Annotated in this window: 20 protein-coding genes and 1 pseudogene; 9 read left to right on the top strand and 12 right to left on the bottom strand. The window is 68.4% G+C overall.

Going from position 1 to position 24,576, the window contains the following annotated elements:
* Window positions 1–257: 257 nt before the first annotated feature.
* Window positions 258–1,790 (top strand): arginine/agmatine antiporter, encoded by a 1,533-nt coding sequence (adiC, locus tag APZ15_RS28375; protein ID WP_034195968.1) that lies wholly within the window; start codon window positions 258–260, stop codon window positions 1,788–1,790.
* A 3-nt stretch (window positions 1,791–1,793) separates the two neighbouring features.
* Window positions 1,794–4,133 carry an Orn/Lys/Arg family decarboxylase gene (locus APZ15_RS28370; RefSeq protein WP_027789577.1) on the top strand — a complete coding sequence of 780 codons (2,340 nt, stop codon included), beginning with the start codon at window positions 1,794–1,796 and terminating at the stop codon, window positions 4,131–4,133.
* Window positions 4,134–4,332: 199 nt separating this feature from the next.
* On the opposite strand, the gene APZ15_RS41295 is transcribed toward APZ15_RS28370, so the two are convergent.
* Both APZ15_RS41295 and ftrA read right to left on the bottom strand, forming a co-directional pair.
* On the bottom strand, window positions 4,333–6,759 hold the full coding sequence (locus APZ15_RS41295) for a DKNYY domain-containing protein (RefSeq protein WP_088611398.1): 2,427 nt from the start codon (window positions 6,757–6,759) through the stop codon (window positions 4,333–4,335).
* A gap of 88 nt (window positions 6,760–6,847) precedes the next feature.
* Complete coding sequence (ftrA, locus tag APZ15_RS28360; RefSeq protein WP_027789579.1) at window positions 6,848–7,822, bottom strand: transcriptional regulator FtrA; 975 nt, start codon at window positions 7,820–7,822, stop codon at window positions 6,848–6,850.
* 111 nt (window positions 7,823–7,933) lie between these two features.
* On the opposite strand from ftrA, the gene APZ15_RS28355 reads away from it, so the two are divergent.
* Together APZ15_RS28355 and APZ15_RS28350 are read left to right on the top strand one after the other, a co-directional pair.
* Window positions 7,934–8,353, top strand: coding sequence for a rhodanese-like domain-containing protein (locus tag APZ15_RS28355; RefSeq protein WP_027789580.1), 420 nt, complete (start codon window positions 7,934–7,936; stop codon window positions 8,351–8,353).
* A gap of 101 nt (window positions 8,354–8,454) precedes the next feature.
* The gene (locus APZ15_RS28350; RefSeq protein WP_011354384.1) at window positions 8,455–8,781 is read left to right on the top strand and encodes a superinfection immunity protein; all 327 of its coding nucleotides are present in this window, start codon (window positions 8,455–8,457) and stop codon (window positions 8,779–8,781) included.
* Window positions 8,782–8,796: 15 nt separating this feature from the next.
* Here the strand turns inward: APZ15_RS28350 and APZ15_RS28345 are convergent, their stop codons facing one another.
* From APZ15_RS28345 to APZ15_RS28315, 7 genes are all read right to left on the bottom strand, one after another.
* Complete coding sequence (locus tag APZ15_RS28345) at window positions 8,797–10,002, bottom strand: cytochrome P450 (protein WP_027789581.1); 1,206 nt, start codon at window positions 10,000–10,002, stop codon at window positions 8,797–8,799.
* A 101-nt stretch (window positions 10,003–10,103) separates the two neighbouring features.
* A complete protein-coding gene (locus tag APZ15_RS28340; RefSeq protein WP_027789582.1) occupies window positions 10,104–10,370 on the bottom strand; it encodes a YodC family protein in 267 nt (88 codons plus the stop codon).
* Window positions 10,371–10,707: 337 nt separating this feature from the next.
* On the bottom strand, window positions 10,708–11,568 hold the full coding sequence (locus tag APZ15_RS28335; protein ID WP_027789583.1) for an isocitrate lyase/PEP mutase family protein: 861 nt from the start codon (window positions 11,566–11,568) through the stop codon (window positions 10,708–10,710).
* 245 nt (window positions 11,569–11,813) lie between these two features.
* Window positions 11,814–13,481 carry an ankyrin repeat domain-containing protein gene (locus tag APZ15_RS28330; RefSeq protein ID WP_027789584.1) on the bottom strand — a complete coding sequence of 556 codons (1,668 nt, stop codon included), beginning with the start codon at window positions 13,479–13,481 and terminating at the stop codon, window positions 11,814–11,816.
* A 189-nt stretch (window positions 13,482–13,670) separates the two neighbouring features.
* Window positions 13,671–14,096 (bottom strand): GNAT family N-acetyltransferase, encoded by a 426-nt coding sequence (locus APZ15_RS28325; protein WP_027789585.1) that lies wholly within the window; start codon window positions 14,094–14,096, stop codon window positions 13,671–13,673.
* Window positions 14,097–14,150: 54 nt separating this feature from the next.
* Window positions 14,151–15,011, bottom strand: coding sequence for a MurR/RpiR family transcriptional regulator (locus APZ15_RS28320; RefSeq protein ID WP_011354378.1), 861 nt, complete (start codon window positions 15,009–15,011; stop codon window positions 14,151–14,153).
* A gap of 63 nt (window positions 15,012–15,074) precedes the next feature.
* Entirely contained in the window at window positions 15,075–15,428 is a 354-nt protein-coding gene (locus APZ15_RS28315) for a YgiW/YdeI family stress tolerance OB fold protein (RefSeq protein ID WP_021159886.1), read from the bottom strand.
* Between the two features lie 241 nt (window positions 15,429–15,669).
* Here APZ15_RS28315 and APZ15_RS28310 point away from each other — a divergent pair, with 241 nt between their 5' ends.
* The 4 genes and pseudogenes from APZ15_RS28310 (at window position 15,670) to APZ15_RS28300 (ending at window position 19,034) form a co-directional block, all read left to right on the top strand.
* Window positions 15,670–16,332, top strand: a complete 663-nt coding sequence (locus APZ15_RS28310) for a response regulator (RefSeq protein ID WP_021159887.1) — start codon at window positions 15,670–15,672, stop codon at window positions 16,330–16,332.
* Entirely contained in the window at window positions 16,329–17,705 is a 1,377-nt protein-coding gene (locus APZ15_RS28305) for an ATP-binding protein (RefSeq protein WP_027789586.1), read from the top strand. The genes APZ15_RS28310 and APZ15_RS28305 overlap by 4 nt, the downstream gene beginning before the upstream one ends.
* Before the next feature lie 422 nt (window positions 17,706–18,127).
* Window positions 18,128–18,271: pseudogene (locus APZ15_RS42325) on the top strand (antibiotic biosynthesis monooxygenase); the annotation flags it as partial.
* 562 nt (window positions 18,272–18,833) lie between these two features.
* Window positions 18,834–19,034, top strand: a complete 201-nt coding sequence (locus APZ15_RS28300) for a DUF805 domain-containing protein (RefSeq protein WP_027789587.1) — start codon at window positions 18,834–18,836, stop codon at window positions 19,032–19,034.
* A gap of 479 nt (window positions 19,035–19,513) precedes the next feature.
* Here the strand turns inward: APZ15_RS28300 and blaPEN-bcc are convergent, their stop codons facing one another.
* Window positions 19,514–20,452 (bottom strand): PEN family class A beta-lactamase, Bcc-type, encoded by a 939-nt coding sequence (gene blaPEN-bcc, locus APZ15_RS28295; protein WP_027789588.1) that lies wholly within the window; start codon window positions 20,450–20,452, stop codon window positions 19,514–19,516.
* A gap of 128 nt (window positions 20,453–20,580) precedes the next feature.
* Here blaPEN-bcc and penR point away from each other — a divergent pair, with 128 nt between their 5' ends.
* Entirely contained in the window at window positions 20,581–21,471 is an 891-nt protein-coding gene (penR, locus tag APZ15_RS28290) for a beta-lactamase transcriptional regulator PenR (RefSeq protein WP_027789589.1), read from the top strand.
* Between the two features lie 498 nt (window positions 21,472–21,969).
* Here the strand turns inward: penR and APZ15_RS28285 are convergent, their stop codons facing one another.
* Both APZ15_RS28285 and APZ15_RS28280 read right to left on the bottom strand, forming a co-directional pair.
* Window positions 21,970–22,221, bottom strand: a complete 252-nt coding sequence (locus tag APZ15_RS28285) for a hypothetical protein (RefSeq protein WP_006482135.1) — start codon at window positions 22,219–22,221, stop codon at window positions 21,970–21,972.
* Between the two features lie 96 nt (window positions 22,222–22,317).
* Window positions 22,318–24,540 (bottom strand): amylo-alpha-1,6-glucosidase, encoded by a 2,223-nt coding sequence (locus APZ15_RS28280; RefSeq protein ID WP_027789590.1) that lies wholly within the window; start codon window positions 24,538–24,540, stop codon window positions 22,318–22,320.
* Window positions 24,541–24,576: the final 36 nt, after the last annotated feature.

Genomic DNA, 24,576 nt, shown 5'->3' with positions numbered 1-24,576 from the left:
CGTCCGGACCGGAATCGGCAAAAACGCGCTCCGGCCTTTCCACACGGGCCGCCGAACCCGAAGCCAAACACCGTTTCACCGGCTTCAATGACATTGATCAATATTCAAGTTATTAAATACAAGCGTTTACCCTTATTAATAATCGCCCCGAGCGATAACATGAACGCGTCAATTAAAACGACGAACCACACCGGAATCGTCGACCGGCGCCACACCGCGTTACCTCAACCGAAACACGCCTTCTCAAGGAGCGTCGCATGTCCGATGCCAGCTCGTCCTCCTCCCGCGCCGCCGCCACGCCGGACGCGGCTTCCGCGCCGAAAATCGGCGTCATTCCCGCCACGCTGATGGTCGCGGGCAACATGATGGGCTCCGGCGTCTTCATGCTGCCCGCGAACCTCGCCGCGACCGGCGGCATCGCGATCTTCGGCTGGCTGATCACCGTCGTCGGCGCCGTGTCGCTCGCGCTCGTGTTCGCGAAGCTCGCCGCGATCGACCCGGCCGCCGGCGGCCCGTACGCGTATGCGCGCAAGTCGTTCGGCCCGTACATGGGCTACCAGACCAACCTGATCTACTGGCTCGCGAACGTGCTCGGCAACGTCGGCCTCGCGGTCGCCGGCCTCGGCTACCTCACGCATTTCTTCCCGGTACTGAAGGACCCGCTCGTGTTCGCGCTCGCGCAGATCTTCGTGATCTGGCTGTTCACGTACGCGAACATCCTCGGGCCGAACGTCGTCGGCCGCGTGCAGTCGGTCACGACGGTCTTCGCGCTCGTGCCGATCCTCGGGATGGCCGTGTTCGGCTGGTTCTGGTTCAGCAAGGACGTGTATTTCGCCGGCTGGAACGTGTCGGGCACCAACAGCTTCAGCGCGATCGGCGCGACGCTGAACTTCACGCTGTGGGCGTTCATCGGCGTGGAAAGCGCGTCGGTGTCGGCCGGTGTCGTCGAGAACCCGTCGCGCAACGTGCCGATCGCGACCGTCGGCGGCGTGGTGCTCGCGGCCGTCTGCTACGTGCTCAGCTCGACCGTGATCATGGGGATGATCCCGAACAAGGCGCTGCTCGCATCGAGCGCGCCGTTCGCGGATGCCGCGCGCCTCGCGCTCGGCAATACGGCCGCGAACGCGGTCGCGCTGTGCGCGGCGCTCGGCTGCCTCGGCTCGCTCGCGGGCTGGACGCTGCTGGTCGGCCAGACCGCGAAGGCCGCGGCCGACGACGGCCTGTTCGCCAGCGTGTTCGCGCGCGTCAACTCGAAGAACGTGCCGTCGGCCGGCCTCGCGATCGTCGCGCTGATCATGTCGGTGCAGGTGCTCGCGACGATGTCGCCGAGCGCCAGCGAGCAGTTCGGCAAGATCGCGTCGATCGCCGTGATCATGACGCTGCTGCCGTACATCTATTCGTGCATCGCGATCAAGGTGCTCGGCTACGGCAAGATGCCGTCGCACCAGTTCACGTTCTACACGATCGTCGGCCTGATCGGCGCCGTCTACGCGCTGTGGGCGATGGTCGGCTCCGACGGCCAGCAGACGCGCTGGTCGCTGATCTTCGTCGTCGCGACGATCGTCTTCTACGAGCTGTCGATCAACCGCCAGCGCGAGATCGAGGAAACCCACGTGCATCCGGGCGGCCGCTCGCCGCGCTGGGTGCGCTATCTCGCGCTCGGTGTGACCATCGCCGCGCTCGCCGCGACCTTCTGGATTTCCGTGGGCCGTCACCAGGCCGACACCCTTCACGCGCGCTCGCCGGCCGTTGCCGCGAGCGCCCAGGCAACCCAGCAAACGGGGGAATGACACATGACCGCATCCTTGACCCAACCGGCCTTCCGCCGCCTCGGCATGAAGGCGCTGCTCGTGCAGCACGACATCGACGAACGCACGGCCACCGGGCGCGCCGCGACGGCGCTTGCCGAGGAGCTGCGCACCCGGCTCGTCGACGTCGTGATCGCGACGTCCGCCGACGATGCCTGCGCGGTCGTCGCCGCCGATCCGGCGATCCAGTGCCTGCTGCTCAACTGGGAACTCGGCAACGACGCCGGCCACGCGCCCGCGCAGGCCGTGCTCGACGCGATGCGCGCGCGCAACGCGACCGTGCCCGTGTTCCTGCTCGCGAGCCGTGCCAGCGCATCCGCGATTCCCGTCGACGCGATGCGCAAGGCCGACGACTTCATCTGGATGCTGGAGGACACCACCGCGTTCATCGGCGGGCGGATCGTCGCCGCGATCGAACGCTACCGCGAGACCGTGCTGCCGCCGATGTTCCGCGCGCTCGCGAAATTCTCGCGCGTGTACGAATACTCGTGGCACACACCCGGTCACACCGGCGGCACCGCGTTCCTGAAATCGCCGGTCGGCCGCGCGTACTTCGAATTCTTCGGCGAGGCGCTGTTCCGCTCGGACCTGTCGATCTCGGTCGGCGAACTCGGCTCGCTGCTCGACCACTCCGGCCCGATCGGCGAAAGCGAGCGCTACGCGGCACGCGTGTTCGGCGCGCACCGCACGTATCACGTGACGAACGGCTCGTCGATGTCGAACCGCGTGATCCTGATGGCGAGCGTCACGCGCAACCAGGTCGCGCTGTGCGACCGCAACTGCCACAAGTCGGCCGAGCACGCGATGACGATGTCCGGCGCGATTCCGACCTACCTGATTCCGTCGCGCAATCATTACGGGATCATCGGGCCGATCATGCCGGAACGGCTGACGGCCGCCGCCGTGCGGCTCGCGATCGACGCGAACCCGCTCGTGCGCGGCCGCGACGGCATCGACCCGACGCCCGTGCATGCGCTGATCACGAACTCGACGTACGACGGCCTCTGCTACAACGTCGCACGCGTCGAGGAACTGCTCGGGCAGAGCGTCGACCGATTGCACTTCGACGAGGCGTGGTACGGCTACGCGCGCTTCAACCCGATCTACCGCGACCGTCACGCGATGCACGGCGATCCGTCGCAGCACGACGCGAGCAAGCCGACGGTGTTCGCGACGCAATCGACGCACAAGCTGCTCGCCGCGCTGTCGCAGGCGTCGTTCATCCACGTCCGCGACGGCCGCAACCCGATCGAGCATGCGCGCTTCAACGAGGCGTACATGATGCATGCGTCGACGTCGCCGAACTACGCGATCATCGCGTCGAACGACGTGAGCGCCGCGATGATGGACGGCCCCGGCGGCGAGGCGCTGACGACCGACGCGATCCGCGAGGCCGTCGCGTTCCGCCAGATGCTTGCGCGCCTGCATGCGGAATGCGCGGAGAACAACGACTGGTTCTTCAACGGCTGGCAGCCGGACAACGTCGTCGATCGCAAGACGGGCCGCCGCGTGCGCTTCCACGAAGCGGACGAGACGCTGCTCGCCACCGACCCGTCGTGCTGGGTACTGCATCCGGGCGACACGTGGCACGGCTTCGGCGAAATCGAGGACGACTACTGCATGCTCGACCCGATCAAGGTGTCGATCGTCACGCCGGGCGTCGCATCGCACGGCGGGCTGATGCCGGTCGGCATTCCGGCATCGGTCGTCACCGCGTATCTCGACCGGCACGGGATCGTCGTCGAGAAGACGACCGACTTCACGATCCTGTTCCTGTTCTCGCTCGGCGTGACGAAGGGCAAGTGGGGCACGCTCGTCAACACGCTGCTCGATTTCAAGCGCGACTACGACGCGAACGCGCCGCTCGAACAGGTGCTGCCCGAACTCGTCGCGCGCTACCCGGAACGCTACGGCAAGCTCGGCCTGCGCGACCTGTGCGACCTGATGTTCAGCGCGATGAGCGACCTGAAGACGACCGAGATGATGTCGCGCGGCTTCTCGACGCTGCCGAAGCCCGATTACAGCCCGGCCGAGGCGTTCGAGCATCTCGTGCACAACGACATCGAGATGCTGGAGCTGTCGGAGATGGAAGGCCGCACCGTCGCGACGGGCGTCGTGCCCTATCCGCCCGGCATTCCGCTGCTGATGCCCGGCGAGAACGCGGGGCCGGCCGACGGCCCGCTGCTCGGCTACCTGAAGGCGCTCGAGCAGTACGACCTGCGCTTCCCGGGCTTCACGCACGACACGCACGGTGTCGAAGTCGAGGACGGCGTGTACCGGATCGCGTGCATCAAACAGAAGGCGCGCGACACCATTCCGCGGTGAGCCTGCACCGGCCGCGGTGGCACGCGGCCGTTCAGTACACGCGGCCGGTTGCTCCGGTCACTGGCCGCCTGCGCTGCACCGTCGTCGCCGGGTTGGAGGATGCATGCGCCGTATCGCGGCGCGATCGCGTCGGCTGCTCGCATCGGCGTCGGAATCGCCCGGCGTTCTTCCCGCGACCGACCGCAGCGTCGCGACGGTGTCAGCCCGCGTCCGGCTCGGGCACGCGTGCGGCGGCCTCGATGCGAAACAGCAGCCGGTTGTCGAGCACATCCCAGATGTCGACCTCGCCCTGCCCGCCCATCGGCAGGCCGACGAACACGGGGCGCCCGCCGATCCAGCCGGCCTGGCTCTTGAACCACTTGCGCTCGCACCAGCCGCCACGATGCAACGCGAGGCGCTTGCCGCTGTCGACGTCGAACTCGCGCAACACGAATTTCGCGTCGCGCGCCAGCACGCGCGTGCCGTCGTCCGAAAACGCGCATGGAAAGCCGTTGTCCGCACCGGGTATGTCGCAATCGGTCGCGCCATCCGTGCGCACCGTCAGCGCCGCGTCCCGCGCGAATGCACGGCGATGCCGGCTGGCGCTCACCGCGAACGGAGCGTCCTGGAAACGCTGGTCGGCCAGATCGTAATCGAGCACGTCGAGCGTGCCGTCGCCGGCGAGCGGCACGCGATAGAGCCGGTTGCGGATGCGCACCCACGCTTCGCGCGCGTCGGGCGACAGATGAACCCGTTCCGGATCGTCATAACGGCTGTCTGCCCGCCAGCACGCGTCCGCTGCACCGCTCGCGGCATCGACCCGGTAAAGTGCCGTGTTGTCCCAGTACGCGACAATCAGCGTCGACAACGACGCATCGGCCGACGCGCTCACCGGCACGTTGCGCAGTCGGTCCATGGCCGTCGCCTCCGTCTCGTCGGGCACGAACGGACGAGGCAGCGCAAACGACGCGACCACTTGCCGCTGCGCCAGATCCCAGATGTCGCAGAATCCGTCGCCGGCCACGACGAGTCGCGGTTCGCCCGCCTCGTCGCGCGACCATTCGATCACGCACGCCCGGCGGGCGGCGTCCGGCCCGGCGGGCGACGCGTGCCGGAACCCGTTCGCCGACACCGATTCGGGCGCCGGTCCGGCATCGGCCCGTGTTCCCGCTTCGGGCGCCACGTAGTCCGGCGGCACGTAGTCGGGCATCGGTGACCTGTCACGCGCGCGCCACGCAGCCAGCCATGCCTGATACACGTAGCGACGACTACCGTCCGTGCCGATATCGGGTTGCTCCAGATGAAAGGCGGCCGGATCGACGCCGGGCAGCGGCACGAGTTCGGCGCCGTTGCAATAGACGTAGGCCCGCGCACGGTCCCGTGCGAAATACTCGGACAGGAACGTGAGCGTCGCTCCGTCGACGCCGCGCCGATACGGCTGGTTGTAGTGCAGCAATCGCCCCTGCCCGTCGCGCAGAAAGCCGTGACCGACCGGTTCGGCCGTCGGGGCGTCGAACCTGGCCTTCACTTCCTTGCCGAAATAGAACAGCCGGTCCCCCTCCCGCAGATGGTCGTCGCCGACGACTTCGATTCGTGCGGGATCGATGCCGCGCTTGCGTACCAGCATGCACAGCACGCCATTGCGATCCTTCGCATAGGTATCGTTCAGGATCTCGAACGTCTTGCCGTCGACCTTCGCGGCCTCCGCATGGCCGCGCCATTGCTGCCGATAGCAATGGTCGCCGGCCTGATACCACGGCCCGCCAAGATGCCGCCACTGCGCAGGATCGCCCGGAAGCGGCCCTCCGCGAAGAAAGCCCTTGTGGTACTCCGAATACGAATAGAGCCGCGAGCGGTCCGCGATGAACGAATCGCCGAGCCACCGGACCGTCCCTGCATCCGGTTCGAGCAGCGGCAGGTCGTGCAGGTACACCTGATCGCCGACCACCCGGTATCCGCCGCCGAGTTCCCGCGTCGATACGTCCGCCACGGCCTGCCCGATCAGCGCATGCCACCAGTACCCCTGCAATTCGGGACGCGCGGCGAAGAACGGCGACCAGTTGCGTTCCCATTGCTCGCGCGGGCCGGGATCATCCGCATGGCCGTAACGGTAGGGACGCGCGCGATCGGTCGCCTGATCCTGCGCCACTTCATCCGCGCTGACAAAGCTCGCCGCATCGGCGCCTTCCAGTGCCCGCCCGCCGTACCAGACGCGCTGTGCGTCGACCAGATACGCGCCGACCCGACGCAGCGTCGCGGGATCCGCGCCGCGCATGCGCTTGCCGTAGTGATACAGGTAACGGTCGTCATGCCCCCATGATTCGCTCAGCAGCCGAAAGCGCGCAGGCGACGCGCCGGCAAGTTTCCGGTTCTGAAAATAGACATGGTTCGCGTCGACGGCATGCGACTCGTCCAGCAGGCGAAACGTCGCGGCGTCGACGTCGAGCACGGTGAAGCGCAACCACGTGAAAGTGCACGCATAGGCACGCACGCCGTCCGTCGCCAGATACCGGGACAACGGCCGGAAGCTGTCGATCGCGATGCCTTCGATGAGGTTGCCGGCGCGGTCCCGCAGCGGGCCATCGTGGCAATAGACGTGCGCGTCGTCGCGCATGAAGCCGAATCCGAGGTTCTCTCTGAGAGTCATGTTGTTGGTTTGTTGCGCTTTCGTCCGGAATGCCCCGGTCAGGCGGTGCGCCGCCGGGTACGAAAGCCACCGCGCAACAGCGCGGCGCTCAAGCGTCCTGCGATCTTACGCCACGATCCATCCCGCGCCGGTACGCGGCCGGGCTCGTCGCCGCGACGCGCCGGAAATGCCGCCGCAGCGACTCCTCTGAACCGAACCCCGCACGCGCCGCCACCTGCGCGAGCGACAGCGCGGGATGCGCTTCGAGCATGTCCTTCGCCACGTTCACGCGTTCGCGGATCAGCCATGCGAGCGGCGACATCCCCGTCGCGTCCGCGAACTGCCGCTGCAGCGTGCGCGTGCTCATCGCGGCCTGCGCGGCGAGCGACGCGAGCGTGTGCGGCTCGGCCGCGTGCGCGCGCATCCAGTCGATCAGCTTCGCGAGCCGGTCGGTACCGCCCGGCGCGACCGGGCGCGGCACGAACTGCGCCTGGCCGCCGTCGCGATGCGGCGGCAGCACGAGGCGCTGCGCGACCCGGTTCGCGATCGCGCCGCCGTGATCGCGGCGCACGAGATGCAGCAGCATGTCGAGCCCCGCCGCCGATCCGGCCGACGTGACGACCTGCCCTTCGTCGACGTAAAGCGCATCGGGATTCACGCGCAGCGCGGGATAACGCGCCTGCAGTTTCTCCGCATAGCGCCAGTGGGTCGTCACCGTGAGGCCGTCGAGCACGCCGGCCGCGGCCAGCACGAACACGCCCGAGCAGATCGAGCAAAGCCGCGCGCCACGGCGATGCGCGGCCCGCAGCTTTTTCAGCAACGGTTCCGGCGGCGGTTCGTCCGGATCGCGCCAGCCGGGAATCACGATGGTATCGGCGCGATCGAGCATCGCGAGCCGATACGGCGCGGCGACCGTGATGCCGCCCGCCGCGCGCACGGGCCCCGGCTCGCTCGCGCAGACCGCGAAGCGATACCAGTCGACCCCGAGCTCGGGGCGTTCGAGCGCGAACAGTTCGACCACGCAGCCGAATTCGAAGGTGCAGAGGCGATCGTAGGCGAGCGCGACGACGAGATGATTGTGCATGGCGCGATGTTACCGGAACTTGTCGATCGCGCCACTGCCGCGACGGTCGCCGAACCGCGATACTGCCCTTCATTCCACTGCGTTCCGCTCAACCTTCAGGAGAACTCGACCATGTCCTACGTCACCGACGTCCCCGCTGCCGACAGCCCCGCCGCCCTCGCGCATTTCGAGGCGTCGCTGCGCTTCGAGACCGATTGCTGGGACGTGCACGACGCGCTCGCATCGGGTGCGCCCGATTTCGTGCTGCTCGACGTGCGCGGCCCCGACCAGTTCGCCGCCGGCCACGTGCCCGGCGCGCGCAACCTGCCGCACCGCAAGATCATCGAGAGCAAGCTCGCCGGCTATCCGGCCGGCACGCTGTTCGTCGTCTACTGCGCGGGCCCGCACTGCAACGGCGCCGCGCGCGCGGCGATCCGGCTCGCGCACCTCGGCCGGCCGGTCAAGCTGATGATCGGCGGCGTGACGGGCTGGCGCGACGAAGGTTTCGCGCTGAGCAACGAAATGCAGCCGGCGGACACCGAAGCCGGCTGATCATCATTAAAACCGCAACAATCAATTGTCTGAGCGCGGCCTGCACGCGAACGAAAAAAGCGCGACAATCGGCTCCATTGCAGTTCGGATGGAGCAGCAACATGCAGAACGCAGTCCTGATTCAAGTGGCCGGTTCGGTGGCCGCGATCGCGATCTATTTTCTGCCGGCGGTCATTGCCGACCGGCGTGGCCGGCACGACAAGCTGACGGTCGCGATGTTCAACGCGCTGTTCGGGTGGACCGGCATCGGCTGGCTGATGACGCTGTACTGGGCCTGCCAGCCGAACCCCCGCACCGATGTCGCGCAGACGATCCTCGCCAAGCGTCGCGGCATCAGCATGCGGACCTTTTCAACCGGTCTCGTCGAACGCGTGCAGCGCCGTGTCGCCGCCCAGGAGCAATGGGCGGAAAAGCAAGGCTGCCGTTAAGTCCCTCTTTCCCGATCACCCTGCCGCGTCGAACTTCGGCATCCTGACGTTGGTCGACGCGCGGTAATGCCACGCCAGCCCGTCGTGCCGCGGCCCGCCGCCCGCACGCAGCCACGCCCCGAACGCCCCCGCTGTCACCGCCCGTGCGATCCGCTCGCCCGGGCAGCCATGCGGCCCCGTGCCGAAACCGAAATTCGGCCCGGCCGCGCGGCCGGGCATCAACCGGTGCGGATCGCGATGCACGGCCGGGTCGCGATTCGCCGCGGCGAGCACGACGAGGATCGCGTCGCCGGCTTCGACGGTCACGCCTTCGATCGTCGTGCGCGATGCGACGAAGCGGCGCGTGTTCTGCACCGGTGAATCGAAGCGCCCGACTTCGGCAACGACCGCGTCGAGCGCGGCATCGTCCGGCACGACGCGCGCGGCGCCCGCGCCCGCTTCTAAGCCCGCTTCCAAGCCCGATTCCGCGCCCCCGTTCCACGCCACCAGCGCATTGCCGAGCCAGGCGGCGGTCGCCTCGCACGTCTGCGACAGCAGCCCGACGAGGTTCGCGACCAGCGCGCCGCTTGCCTGCCAGCCCGCCGCACGGGCAGCCTGCTGCACGGCGGCGACGAGCGTGCCGTCGTGCGCACGCGTCTGCGCGACGTGCACCGTCATCCGGTCGAGCAACTGTCGCGCGGCGTCGCTCGCGCGGGCCAGCGCCTCGGCATCGGACAGCGGCGACAGCGCCGCGACGAAGTCGACCACCAGCGCCGCGATCGCGTCGAGCTGCGTCTCGTCGAAGCCCAGCAGATCCGCGACCGCGCAGACGGGCACCGTCATGCACCACGTGTTCAGCGCGCCGGCATCGCCCGGCGGCGGCAGGCGCCGCGCGGCGAGCTGCATGGCACGGTCGCGCAGCGCAGCCGCGTCGATCGACGCGAACGCCGCGCGCAGCGCCTGCTTCGGCACGTCGTGCCGCAACGCGCCGTCGTTCATGCGCACCAGCTCGCCGAACAGCGCGCCGGCCGTCGTGCCGCGCAACGCGGGCGGCACGGGCGCGTCCAGCGGGCGTACGCGGCAGGCCGGATGGCCGAGCACGGCCGTCACGGCGGCCGCGCGGCTCGCGACCCACAGGCCGAGCGTGGCGTCGAACGCGAGCGGCGGCCCGTCGACGAGCGCCGCATAGTAGGGATAGGGATCGCGGTGCGTAACCGCTGCGATGGGATCGGTCGGGTTCATGCAGACAGTATCGACGCAGTGCACCGCCGCATGTTTCGGGCCGGCGTGAAATGTCGCGGCGCGGGCGCCGCGTGCGGCCGCCTCGCGATGTCAGGTGAATGTCAGGCAGCCGACCGGTAGCGATGCGACTGCATGCGCATGCGGACACGCCCGGCCGAAATCGCGCGCGGCTCCGGCACCACGGTGTCGTGAGGGAACATTTCCTGCCGGAATTCGCCGTGTTCGTCGAACCACTGGCAGATCAGCCAGTCGCCGTCGTCGAATACGACCGGCCCGGCATAGGTCACGGTCATGCGCGGCCCGCCCGTCTTCAGCGTCACGACATCGCCGACGCGAAACCTGACGCGTTGATTTTCTCGGATCGTCATCGCTCTCTCAGCATTTTTATATATCGATATTCCCGGCAGCCCACCAACTGTTCATTCGAACGTGCCGCAGATTATCAATCAAAAAACCGGCCGGCAACTCCCCTTTTCAAAAATGTCATGATCGGGAAAATGCAACAATGCGCGCCATCGACGCGCCCGGCGGATGCCCGGCCGCCCGATCCGGCGCGGCTTGCGCGCCGGACCCGGTCGAACGGGCGAAATGCGGAGAATAGACGATGTATTTTTCGTCGTCACCGACGTTTAATTCTGACGTGAAATCGATTGATTATTATCAATCAACTTTTCGATTGGGAACGATCCCACGATTTATTTACACTCATTCACCGAACAAAACCGGTGAATTATCCGGCGACGCAAACCAGCGGTTGATATCGCGCCCGGGAACGGCCGCTTGCGTGAACGTAAACGTGCCGTCCTGCGCCATCTCCTTCGCGGCGCGCAGGAACGCGCCGAGCGCGGCCCGCGCCAGTGCGCCGCCGACACTCACGCGCTTCACGCCGAGCGCCGCCAGTGCGTCGACGCTCAGCAATCCGCCCTGCAGCCCCATCACGACGTTCACGGGTGCGCCGACCGCCCGCGTCACCGCCGCGATGTCGTCCGCATCGGTGATGCCCGGCGCATACAGCACGTCGGCGCCCGCGTCGCGATAGGCGACGAGCCGCGCGATCGTGTCGGCGAGGTCGTGGCGGCCGTGCAGGTAGTTTTCGCAGCGCGCGGTCAGCGTGAACGGAAACGGCAGCGCACGCGCCGCGTCGACGGCCGCCGCGATGCGCTCGACCGCCGCTTCGTGCGCATAGATCGGCGCGTCGGCGCGGCCCGTCGCATCCTCGATCGACCCGCCGACCGCGCCGGCCTCGGCCGCGAGCCGGATCGTCTCGGCCACCGTGTCGGGCGCATCGCCGAAGCCGTTCTCGAGGTCGGCGCTCACGGGCAGGCCACCCGCGGCGGCGATCTCGGCGATGTGATCGAGCATCTCGTCGCGGTCGATCGCATAGTCGGGCCGGCCTTTCGAAAAGGCGTAGCCGGCGCTCGTGGTCGCGAGCGCCTCGAAGCCGGCCATCGCGAGCAGGCGCGCGGTGCCGGCGTCCCACGGGTTCGGGATGATGAAGGCGCCGGCACGTGCATGCAGGGCGCGGAAGGCTTCGGCTTGGCGGACTTGAAGATCGGAACGGGTCATCGCGGGCTCCAGGAGAAAGTTGACGGCCGAGCTTACGCCGATCGTGCACGCGACGTTTCAGAGTTCACCGAAATGTCGTCGCGCGACAGGAAAAAACCGATGCGCCGACTGCGCGCCGGAAGCCGGAAGCCGGAAGCCGGAAGCCGGAAGCCGGAAGTCGGGAGTCGGGAGTCGGGAGTCGGCAATCGGCAACCCGCAACGAGCGGGCCGACACCGACGCCCATCCGTTGCCAACCGATAGCCGCTTACCTTGCCGCCGGTGGCCCGCCGTCGATGCCGAGCAACACGTCGGTGACGGCTTCGGAGAAACGCATCGCGCGACCGTCGATCAGTACGCCGTCCGGATTCGACGGGTCCGGCGCGGCTTGCGGCACACCGTGCGCGAGCAGCACCCGCGCGCAAGCCTCCCAGTCGGCGGCGCCGACATGCTCCGGTTCGTTGACGGATGCCCAGGACAATGTGCCGAGCGCGTCGCTGCCGAACCCGTGCATGTCACGCCAGCTCGCGCCGTGCTCGAGGAGGAACGCCAGCAAGCCCGCATCGCCGCGAAACACCGCATGATTCAGCGCGCTCGCGTCCCAGTCGCCGCCCCGCGCCGCGATCGGCCAGCCCAGTTCGACCATGACCTTCACCGCGTCGCCCGATCCCCACGCGGCGGCATCCGGCAGCAGCCGCAGCCGCTCGCCGGGCAGCGCGCCCGGCAGTTCGGGATGCCGTGCCTGGATGCGTCGCGCATCGTCGGCGTCGGCGCGCGCGCAGGCCGCCACGAATGCGTCCTCGGCGTCGAGCGCCTCTTCCGCGCCCGCCGCACGCAACAACGCGGCGACCTCGGACAGTCCGGTCTGCATCGCCAGCCGGTACGCACTGACGCCCGCCGGGGTCCGCGCGCGGGGATCGGCGCCGGCCGCCAGCAGTGCGGCGACGTGGCGCGCCGAGCAGCGCACGCCGATCGCCCGCAACAACGGTGCGCCCCAGGTCTGCGCCAGCCCCTCGCCGGGCGGCTCGTTCGGGTCGCCGCCATGCTCGAGCAGCAGTTCGAGCGCGTCCGCATCGCGCATGTCGAATGCGCGACGCAACGCATTGGTCCCGCCCACCCGCGCGCCGTGTTCGAGCAGCAGGCGCGTACAGGCCGGATTTTCCACCGAGTGATAGAGCGATTCGCCGTCGTTCGGGTCGGCGCCGGCTTCCAGCAGCATCGCGGTCAGAACCGGATCGCGATTGACGCCCGCGGCACCGTACAGCGCCGACAGCGGCCCCGCTTCGTCGGGCGCCGCGAGCGACGCCGGCGGTAACCGGTTGCCGATCCGCTGGTTCGGATCGGCCCCGGCATCGAGCAGATGACGCACGCAGGCACGCAGCCGGACGGCGAACCCGGGAATCTGCCCGAGCCGAGAATGCGTGACGGCAACCAGCGGCGGCAGCTTCAACACGCCGCCGGCGCGCGCGATCCATCCGGGATCGGCGGCCAGCGCCGCCTTCACGGCATCGAGGTCGCCGGCCGCGCACGCGACGGTCGGATCGCTTGCAACGAGATCGGGCCGGTCGAGCAGCAGTTGCGCGGCGACACGCGGCCGGGCCGCATCGAAACCGCCCGTCACGTCGGCGCCGTACGCCAGGTCGAGCCAGCGCCGGATCAACGCCGACCGCTGCTGCCCGGCGAGCGCATGCGTTTCGACGAACGCGCCGAGATCGGCCCATGACGCGAAACCGTACTCGCGCGCAATGCACGACTGCGCATCGTGCAGCCGGAGCCCGAGCGCGAGCGCTTCGTCGTGCGTGCGGTTGGCGGCGGCGGGGAGAAAGCGGACAAAGCGCGCGACGGCGTCGGCGTCACCCTGCCGGTACAGGCGCAACAATGCCTTGGCCTGCTTTTTCAGATGATCGGGATTGGCCCCGGGAGGCAGCTTTTTCATGCGAATCCTCGTGCAGTCATGGCCGAAGGTCCGCAATACCGCCAGCACAAAGGACAGGAGGAAGACTGGATTTGCTGCGACAGGTGGGTTCAACCCTTTCCGCGGACCCGGAAGCGACCTGCATCGCTGGCCGCTATCCTAGGCGACGGCCGGCGACCGCGTCAACCGGGCCGCTCCATGCGGCGATGCTCAGCCCGCAAGCCGCTTCGTCAGGAAAATGCGCGTGTGCCCGGCCGGATAATCCGGCAGTTCGCCGAAGCGGACATAGCCGCGTTTCTCGTAGAACGGCCGCGCCTGGAAGTCGAACGTGTCGAGCCACGCGCCGTGGCATCCGCGCGCGACAGCTTCCGCCTCGGCCAGATCCATGATGCGCGTGCCCGCACCCTGGCCGCGCGCGGCCTCGGGCACCACGAGCAGGTCGACATGCAGCCAGCCGTACGCCGTGCTGCCCCACAAGCCGCCGACCACCGTGCCTTCGGCGTCGGTCACGACCACGGCCAGCGCACGAAAGTCGTTCGGGCCCGCCTGGCTTTCGTTGAATCGGATGAGCGGCGCGACGATCTGCTTGCGAACGTTCACGTCGCCCGCGTCGGTCACCTCGTATGTGAACGTCATCGGTCGAGTCCGGTTGAATCGGAAATGAAGAAGGTTGAACCCGCACGCACCGCGTCAGACGACGTAAGCGCCCTTCGCGTGCAGCTCCGCTTCCGTGCGCTCGAGCGCGGCGATCGCATCGCTGCCTTCGAGCGCCAGCAACTGCGCGACCAGCGCTTCGGCCATCGCGTGCGCGGCCACCAGCGACGGGAAAAACGACGGGCTGTCGTGCGTGAAGATCAGTTGTGCGTCCGCGTGCAGCGCGATCGGCGACACCGCGCTGTCGGTGATCGCGACTATCCGGCTGCCCTGCGCCTTCGCGGCCTGCGCGACGCGCGTCGCTTCCGCCGAATACGGCGCGAAGCTGACGACGACGGTCACGCTCTGCTTCGCGATCGTCCGCAGCTCCATTTCGAGCGACCCGGCGACGCCGTTGAGCAGCGACACGGTCGGGCGGAACAGCCGGTAGCCGTACACGAAGCCGAATGCAACCGGGTAGCACGAGCGAAACCCCGCGACATGCACGTGCGACGCCTTGCGGATGAGTTTCGCGGCATCGGCGAGCGCGTGCTCGTTCTGCGCGGCGGTGGCCGACAGGTTGTGTTGTTGCGCGGCGAGCAGGTCGTGCGCGAGCGACGCCTTCGCATCGGGCCGCACGAGCGAGCGCGCCCGCTGCGTGAGCGGCTCGGGGCGCGTGCGCACGCGCGCGACACACAGGTCGCGCAGTTCGTTCCAGCCGGGGAAGCCGAATTGCTGCGCGAGCCGCACGAGCGACGCGGGCTGCACCTGCGCGCGCTGTGCGACCTTGCGCATCGACGACGTGGCGACTTCGTCGGGATGATCGAGCAGGAAGGCCGCGCCCGCCTGGAATTGCGGGCTCAGCTCGGAAAATTGCGCCCGGATCCGGGACGCGAGTTCGTCGAAATTGGCGGCCATCTTGGTGTGAGCGGGAACCGGTCGTCCATGGTATCACCGGCCCCGTATACACCGGTGCACCGGTCAGCGCAGCACTTCGACGTGATCGGCGTCGACCTTCACGCTGCCCGACCATTTGCGCTCGAATTCGCCGGTCACCTTCACTTCGTTCCGGTCGCTGACGGGCTGGCCGGCCGCCCACAGCTTGTGGTCGATCTCGACGCGGATCGTGCCCGTCGCATCGGCGAATTCGTAATCCTCGCCGCCGACATGCTTGACGATGCGCCCCTGCAACTGCACGTGCTGGTCGTCCTTGCCGTTCGCGAGCAGTTCCTTCACGGTCGTCGTGGTCAGCGTGGACGGCCCGGTATATTCCGCATAAACGGCGGCGGGCAGCACGGCGAGCGCAACCGCCAGGATTCTCGTCAGGTGTTTCATGATCTTGGTCCTCTTCTTCGATGTGACGCCGCGCTCCGTTGAACGCGACGGCGCCAGATTACGGACCGTAAGATTAAGCAAACCTGAAGGTCGCGCCGCGGCGGCACGGTGCCGCACCGGCCGGCGCGCGCAAGCCCGCCGCGCGCCGCCCGCGCGCCCGTGTTTAAGCTCCCGCTAAGGCCCGCGCGCTTATCATGGGAACCCCGGGCGCCATGGCGCCCCGTTGAAGAGATACGAATCCATGCGCGTACTGCTCGTCGAGGACGATCCGCTGATCGGCAGCGGGCTCGAACAGGGCCTCAAACAGGAAGGCTTCGCGGTCGACTGGGTGAAGGACGGCGACGCCGCGTCGCTCGCGTTGCGCGCGACCGGCTACGGCCTGCTGCTGCTCGATCTCGGGCTGCCGAACCGCGACGGCCTGTCGGTGCTCGCCGCGCTGCGCCGCCGCGACGAAAACCTGCCCGCGATCATCATCACCGCGCGCGACGGCGTGCCCGACCGCATCGCGGGCCTCGACAGCGGCGCGGACGACTATCTCGTCAAGCCGTTCGAACTCGACGAACTGCTCGCCCGCATCCGCGCGGTCAACCGCCGCCACGCGGGCCGCGCGCAGACGACCCTCGCGATCGGCCCGCTGCGGCTCGACCCCGTCAAGCACCTCGTCTGGCTCGGCGACGACGAAGTCACGCTGTCGCCGAAGGAGTTCGTGCTGCTGCACGAGCTGATGCGCGACCCGGGCGCGGTGATTTCGCGCGAGCAGTTCGAGGAGCGGCTGTACAGCTGGGGCGAGGAAATCGAGAGCAACGCCGTGCAGGTGCACATCCACAACCTGCGCAAGAAGCTCGGCCACGACATGATCCGCACGGTGCGCGGCGTCGGCTACCGGATCGGTGACGGCGCATGACGCGCATGCAACACGCGATCGCGCGCTGGCGCAACGCGTCGCTGCGGCGGCGCCTGCTGACGTGGCTGCTTCCGGCCGCGTGCGTGATCGGCCTCGTCGCGAGTGCCGGCACCTACTGGGGCGCGCTGCGCGAGCTCGACGACCTGCTCGACGACCAGATGCGCAGCATGTCGAAGCAGATCGTCGTCGGCCCGAACGGCGAGCTGTCGTTCAGCAACCGCGCCAACGGCAAGCACGGTTTCGAGGCGAGCGATCCCGACGCCGTGCTGCTGCAGGTCTGGCGCAACGGCAAGCTCGTGTATTCGACCGACCGCGATTCGACCCTGCCGCCGCCCGAGCAGAAAGGCATCGCGAGCGTCGACGTCGGCGGCCAGCCGTGGCGCACCTACGTGACCGAACGCGGCGGCACGACGATCCGGCTCGCGCAGGCACGCCATGCGCGCTGGGAAGCGATCGCGGGCATCGCCGTGCACCTGCTGTGGCCCGTGTTCTCGATGCTGCCGCTGCTCGCGATCGGCCTGTGGTTCGGCATCGGCGCGGGGTTGCGGCCGCTGCGCACGATCGCATCCGGCCTCAAACGCAGGAATGCGAACAATCTCGAGCCGGTCGACGTCGGCGCGATGCCGAACGAAGTCCGTCCGCTCGCCGAAGCGATCAACGACCTGCTCGCGCGCCTGGACCGCTCGTTCACGCTGCAACGGCACTTCATCGCCGATGCCGCGCACGAATTGCGCACGCCGATCATGGGGCTGTCGATCCAGTCGCAGCTGCTGCGGCGCGCGTCGACCGCCGAGGAACGCGAGCACATCCTCGCGCAGATCCATGCCGGCACGACGCGGCTCGGCCACCTCGCCGAACAGCTGCTGACGCTCGCGCGCCTCGAACCCGATGCGCAGGCGGCCGCCTCAGCGTCGGCGCCCGTCGATCTCGCCGCGCTGTGCCGGTCGGTGGTATCGGACCGCACGCGCGTCGCCGACGCGCACCGGATCGATCTCGGCGCGATCGTGTCGACGCCCGTGATGACGTCGGGCAATGCCGACACGCTGCGCGTGCTGCTGAACAACCTCGTCGACAACGCGATCCGCTATGCGGGCGACGGCGCGCGTGTCGACGTGTCCGCGCGGCTCGACGGCACGACGCCCGTGCTCGAAGTCGCCGACGACGGCCCCGGGATCCCGGAAGCCGAACGCACCGACGTGTGGGAGCGTTTCTATCGCGGCGAGGGCGCGCAGGCCGTCACGTCGTCGGGCAGCGGGCTCGGGCTGTCGATCGTCAAGCGGATCGCCGAACAGCATCGCGCGACGGTCGCACTCGGCACGACACGCGGCGGGCGCGGGCTGACCGTCACGGTGCGCTTTCCGCTGCCGGCCTGACGCCGCGCCACGTGCGACGTGCGACGTGCCACGCGCGGCTTTTCCACAGATTGTGTTGGCAAGCGTGTGGACAACCGTCCATTAACGACACCAAGCCATTGATCGGAAAGGGTTTGTCGGAGCTGCGCGGCAAATGCGCCATGCGGTCGTGTACAGGCACGTCCACGCCGCCACCGTAGCCTCGACCGCGCGTCATGCGCCGCCCCTCCTTCGTCTCATTTCTCGACGACGATCCGTTCGACTCGCAGGCCGGTCGAGATTTCGAGGATGCTTGCGCGCTTCGACCCGTAGCAATACAGAGGGGCCCTTCGGATGGGCGTCCGGCTTGGGTCGGGTTCGGCCCTCTTCGTGCACGACGACGGTACCGCCGGATGGATGAGGCGCCGACGTGTTCGCCCATGTAATGGAGCCGGCCGTACTGCGCGATCCGCGAATCGATCGCAGCGTTTCGCGCGGCCTTCACGCATCCCGGGTTCGCCGTCAGGCTGTCGGCCTGTCCGCCGTCCGCCGTCGCGAGCCCGCGCCTGTTCCAGAAAGTCGGCGTGGCCGGCATCTGCACTGCGTGAGCGCCCGCACGCATCGCGGCAACGCGTGGCATTCGCGGGTGTCCCGCGCGTCGCGCGCGCACCCGGACTTCTCCACAGAAAATGTTGGCAAGCTTGTGGATATCCTGCGCACCGCAACGCTAAACCCTTGATCCGATGGACTTTGGCACGCGTGATGCAGACGCGGCCCCGGTGACGGCCACCGCTTCGCCGCACTTCGCATCACGACGCCACGACGATGCACGTCGCAGCCGGCGCACACGTGCCGGCCATGCGCTGCGCCACTTACCCACAGATTTTGTTGGCAAGCTTGTGGATATCCTGCGCACGCGTGCGCTAACCCGTTGATCGGCTTACGGTTCGTGCGCCGCGTCACGGTTTCGGCAGCATGTGGCCCGGACATGCGTGAATGCGCACGACCCCGCGCGACAGACGCGCCGCCACCGTACACCACCCTCGCCTTGACGCTCGCGCCCGCCACGCGTCAAGATCACGCGAGCCGCACGCGGCCGTGCATCGCCGGCTTCGCGCGACGGTTCGACGGGCCGGCCGTTCCGCCCGACACTTCACTCCGAGGAAGGCCATGGAACACTTCACCGCGTGGCAGCTGGTCGTCTCACTCGTGCTCGTCGCCGTCGTCGTTTATCCGTACGTCCGCATCGTCCGGCGCACCGGGCATTCGGGCTGGTGGATCCTGACGATGTTCGTCCCGATCCTGAACTTCGTCATGTTGTGGGTGTTCGCGTTCGTGCGCTGGCCCACGGTCGACGATCGGCAGCCCTGACCGTCGCCCGCGCGGCTGCCGGGCTTGTCCACAGATTGTGTTGGCAAGCATGTGGATAGCCTGCGCATACCGCGACCAAGCGCTTGATCCGAAAGACTTTGTCCGCGCCGCCTCAAATGCGGCACGCGGCCGGCAAAGTGCCGCTCGCACGTCGTCGCGCCACGTGACGGGCCGCCTTCCGCGCAGGCGAACCGGCTTGTCCACAGATTGTGTTGGCAAGCGTGTGGATAGCCTGCGCATACCGCGACCAAGCGCTTGATCCGAAAGGCTTTGTCCGCGCCGCCTCAAATGCGGCACGGTGGCCCGCGCCACGCCGTGCGCGGCCGCGCACGGGCTTGTCCACAATTTTTGTTGGCAAGCATGTGGATATCCTGAGCATGCGTGACCTAAGTCGTTGATCGCACAACGTTTGATCGCGTGGGTCACGGCTGCGGCACGGCCCGCCTGCGCATCGCGTCACGCGCACCGCACCGCCCGCGTCAACCGAAGGCCTGAACCACGATGCGCGCGACCGACGCGATCACGTCGTCCTTCGAGCGCGCATCGGCACGCGTCTGCGTGTAGTACACGGCCACCGCGATCGGCACACGCGACGGCGACCATACGACACCCGCGTCGTTGGTCGTCCCGTAGTCGCCGGTGCCCGTCTTGTCACCGACCGTCCACCCGGCCGGCACGCCCGCGCGGAGCCGCTTGTCGCCCACCTTGTTGCCACGCATCCACGCAACGAGCTGCGCACGCTGCGCGGCCGGCAGCGCATCGCCGACCATCAGCACGCGCATGCTCGCGGCCATCGCGGCCGGTGTCGTCGTGTCGCGCAGGTCGCCCGGCAGCGCGGTATTCAGTTCGGTCTCCCATCGATCGAGCCTGAACGTGTCGTCGCCGATCGAGCGCGCGTAGGCCGTCACCGCCGACGGGCCGCCGAGCAGCTTCATCAGCAGGTTCGCGGCCGAGTTGTCGCTGTACTGGATCGCGGCCTCGCACAACGCGGCGACCGTCATGCCCTCGCCGACATGCTTCTCCGACACCGGCGAATAGTTGACGAGATCGGCCCGGGTATACGTCACGCGCTGTTGCAGCAACGCCGGCCGCCCGACGCTCTGCGCAAGCACCGCCGCACTCAGCATCGCCTTGAACGTGCTGCAGAACGGGAAGCGTTCGTCCGCGCGATGCTCGATGATCCGGCCGCTCGCCGTGTCGATTGCGCACACGCCGAGGCGGCCGCCCACGCTGCTTTCGAGCTCGGCTAGCATCTGCCCGGCGGCGGCAGGCGCCACGGCCGCCGCCGCGGCCGCGGCCGCGGCGCTTGCCTCGTCCGGCGCGGCAGCCTGCCGTGACGCGCACGCGGTGACGGTGAGAACGAGCGGCGCCGTCGCGGCGGCCAGCAACAGGGTTCGACGTTTCGATGAGTAGGTCATGTCGGTGGTCTCGTGATGGAATGGAGGCGAATCGATAGTGAAAACGGCCGGCCGCCGAGACAGCACTATCGTGACTTTACGGTTGCCTGACAAGCAACGATAATTGAGCGCTGACAAAAGAAAATCTTATGACCAAGCTCCGCCCTCATCTTCCACTCAATGCCCTGCGCGCGTTCGAATCGTCGGCGCGCCACCTGAACTTCACGCGCGCCGGCCTCGAGCTGAGCGTGACCCAGGCCGCGGTCAGCCAGCAGGTACGTTCGCTCGAGGAGCGGCTCGGCTGCACGCTGTTCACGCGGCTGCCGCGCGGCCTCGGGCTAACCGACGAGGGGCGCGCGCTGCTGCCCGTGCTGAGCGACGCGTTCAGCCGCATCGAGACGGTGCTCAAGCAGTTCGACGGCGGGCGCTTCCACGAGGTGCTGTCGCTCGGCGTCGTCGGCACCTTTGCCATAGGCTGGCTAATGCCACGGTTGAAGCAGTTCGGCGATACGCACCCGTTCGTCGAGCTGCGGCTGCGGACCAACAACAACGTCGTCGATCTCGCCGCCGAGGGTCTCGACTTCGCGATCCGCTTCGGGGAAGGCAGCTGGCCGGCGACGCGCAACGAGCACCTGCTCGACGCGCCGCTCACCGCGCTGTGCGCGCCGGACATCGCGCGACGCCTCGCGCAACCGGCCGATCTCGCGAACGAAACGCTGCTGCGCTCGTACCGCATCGACGAATGGCTCGGCTGGTTCGACGCCGCGCAGCTCGCGCCGTGGGCGGTCAACGGGCCCGTGTTCGATTCGTCGCGGCTGATGGTCGAGGCCGCGATGCAGGGCGCGGGCGTCGCGCTCGCGCCGGCATGCATGTTCGTACGCGAACTGCAGCTCGGCCTGCTCGCACGGCCGTTCGACGTCGACGTGCGCGCCGGCGGCTACTGGCTCACCTCGCTGAAGTCGAAGCCGCTCACGCCGGCAATGACGCTCTTTCGAGACTGGATCGTGGCCGAAGCAGCCGCCGCGGCGCAGGCCGAATGACACGGCCCCGCTTGTCCACAGAAAGTGTTGGCAAGGATGTGGATATCCTGGGTACCCAGGGCCTAAGCCGTTGATCGCGCACGAATTAGCGTGCGGACGCAGACATCGGGCAGCCCGTGTGCACGGGCTTCGCGAGCGGGCCCCTCGGAGGCCCGATCCTCAACTGTCGCGACGCAATCGATTGCGAGTTATCCACAGAATATGTTGGCAAGCCTGTGGATATCCCGCCGATGCGGCGCGTAACACGCTGATACAAAAGGGGATTCGATACAAGGACCTTGCGCGGTCAACCGTGTGGCACCGCACGCGCTTTCGTACGGCATGCGCCGCACCTCCGGCCCGGGGCCGGACGGTTCTCCACAGATTGTGTTGGCAAGCTTGTGGATATCCTGCGCATCGGCCACCTAACTCATTGAGCGCACGGGGTTTTGTGCTTCGTCTGCAGAATCGGGCAGCGCCGGCGCAGCCCTTTCGGCCAACGCCGGCGCCATCCTCGCATCAATGCCGGTCAAGCCCGCCGCGCAGTTCGCTCGCCTTGTCGCGCAGCGCCTCGTAACCCGAGCGCGCATGCTCGGGCAGGTCGGGATCGCCGATCAGCGCGCCGAGCGTTTCGATCAGGCTGAACAGAATGCCTTTCGCCGCGCCGACCGCGATGCTCTGCGATTCGATCGACTTGTGCAGGTGGTCGACCGCCGCTTCCAGATTCTCGAGCTTGTGCTCGCCGTCGTCGGGCCGGTTGTCGGTCGTCATCGTCTACCTCCGCCATCGTTCAAGGGTCATGTCACGATTCTATGCCGCGTCGCGCGAACGTGGCGCGACATCGCGCAACGTTCGCGCAGCACCGCGCTACAGCACCGCGACCACCTTCACGCGGCCCGGCTGCTCCGCCGACGCGACGACCTGGCCGTCGACGCGGCGGAACGTGAGCGACACGGTTTCGTCACCGACGCGCAACGCGTCGATCCGCAGCCAGTCGACGCCTTCCGGCAGCATCGGGCGCTCGACGCGCACCTCGTGACGCGACGCGTCGATGCTCACGCCGAGGCAGGCCTGCAGCATCATGAACGGCGCGCCCGCCGCCCACGCTTGCGGCAGGCAGGCCACCGGATACGCGGTCGGCGGTTCGCCGCGCCGGCGCGGAAACCCGCAGAACAGCTCGGGCAGGCGCATCTCGAAACTCACCGCCGCCTCGAACAGCGCGCGCAGCAGGTTCACCGCGGCCGTCTTGTCGCCGTAGCGCGCGAGGCCGCGCGCGATCAGCGCATTGTCGTGCGGCCACACCGAGCCGTTGTGATACGCCATCGGGTTGAAGCGCGGCTGGCCGGCGGCCAGCGTGCGGATGCCCCAGCCGGTCTGGAACAGCGCCGAGCCGAGCACGCCGGCAACCGCCGCGCCGCGCTCGGCGTCGGGCAGCCCGAACGCGAGCAGGTGGCCCGCGTTCGATGCGAACACGCGGCACAGGTCGCCATGACCGTCGAGCGCGATGCCGTAGAAATCGCCTTCCGGCATCCAGAACAGCGCGTCGACCTGCTCGCGCAGCGCCTTCGCACGCAACGCATAACGCGTGGCGTCGGCCGCGTGGCCGCGCCGGTACGAGCACATCGACATCGCATCGAGCGCCGCGCATGCATAGGCCTGCACTTCGACGAGCGCGATCGGCCCGTCCGGAAAGCGGCCGTCCGCATGGAACACCGAATCGTGGCTGTCCTTCCAGCCCTGGTTCGCGAGGCCGCGCTCCGACGTGCGCTGGTAATCGAGCAGTCCGTAAGGATTACGGTCGCACTTGTCGATCACCCATTGCGCGGCGCGCTCGAGCGCGGGCCACAGTTCGTCGATCAGCGCATCGTCGCCGGTGCGTTCGACATACGCGCCTGCGAGCACGATGAACAGCGGCGTCGTATCGACACCGCCGTAGTACAGCGCGAACGGCACCTCGCCCGTCGCGGCCATCTCGCTGCGGCGGAACTCGTGCATGATCTTGCCGGGCTCCGCATCGCGGAACGCGGAAGTCTCGCGCGCCTGGTGCTCGGCCAGGAACCGCAGCACGCCGCGCGCGAGCGACGGCTGCAGCCAGAGCATCTGCAACGACGTGATGACCGCGTCGCGGCCGAACGGCGTCGAGAACCACGGAATGCCCGCATACGGGTACGGCCCCGTGTCGAGCTGCGTCGTGAGCAGCCCGAGATCCGCGAGCGAACGGTCGAGCCACGCGTCGAACAGCGGATTGCCGGTGTTCACGCGCGCCATCGATTCGCGCCGCGCGCGCATTTCGCGGTGCACGCCGACGAGCGCGGTGCGCAGCGCGACGCGGCCGCATCCCGGCCCTTCCTCGTGCGCCGGGCCGAGCGTCGCATCGACGGTCAGGTAGATCGACACGCATGCCTGCGCGGCGATCGTCAACGTGTAGTCGGCACGATCGACCGACAGCGCGTCGGGCGCCGGCGAGAAATGCACGGTCACGTTGCGCTCGACGCTGTCGAGGCCGTCGTAGCGCAGGCGCACCGCGCCCGCGTCGACGCGCGGCGCCACCACGGTGCCGCGCTTCGGGCGCTGCGTGCCGCGCACCTCGAACATGTCCTTGAAATCGGCCGCGAACGACAGCGACAGCGGCACCTCGGCCTCGCTCGAGCCGTAGTTCGTCAGCGTCAGCGCTTCGTAAAGCACGTCGCCCGCGAGCACGCGTATCCGCTCGATGTGGATCACGCCCTCGGGCGTTTCGTGGCCGCCGAGCGGCGGCAGCGGGCGGTTCGTCAGGTGGGCGGTGAACGACGCGTTGTCGGCGCTCGTCGCGCCCGACAGCAGCGACGGCGCGCGGCCGCCGAACGTCAAGCGCCACTTCGACAGCACGCGCATGTCGTCGACGAACAGGCCGTCGTCATGACCGCCGATGTCGCCGAGCGCGTCGCTGACCACGAACGCGTTGCCGGATTTCAGCACGTACTGGTTGTTGCGCGCCAGCGCCTGCGGATCGGCTTCGGGCGCGATGAATGCGGGGCCCGACGCGGGGGTCGGGGCAGTTGGCGCAACCTGCGGCGCCTGGGTCGTCGTGGCTTCGGCGTGATTCGGCATCGATGCTCCTGTGTCGAGCGCGACGCGCGTGGCGCG

The organism is Burkholderia cepacia ATCC 25416, from assembly GCF_001411495.1.
Lineage (GTDB): Bacteria > Pseudomonadota > Gammaproteobacteria > Burkholderiales > Burkholderiaceae > Burkholderia > Burkholderia cepacia.
Note: the sequence above shows the minus strand (reverse complement) of the source record. Positions and strands in the feature narration are given on the sequence as shown.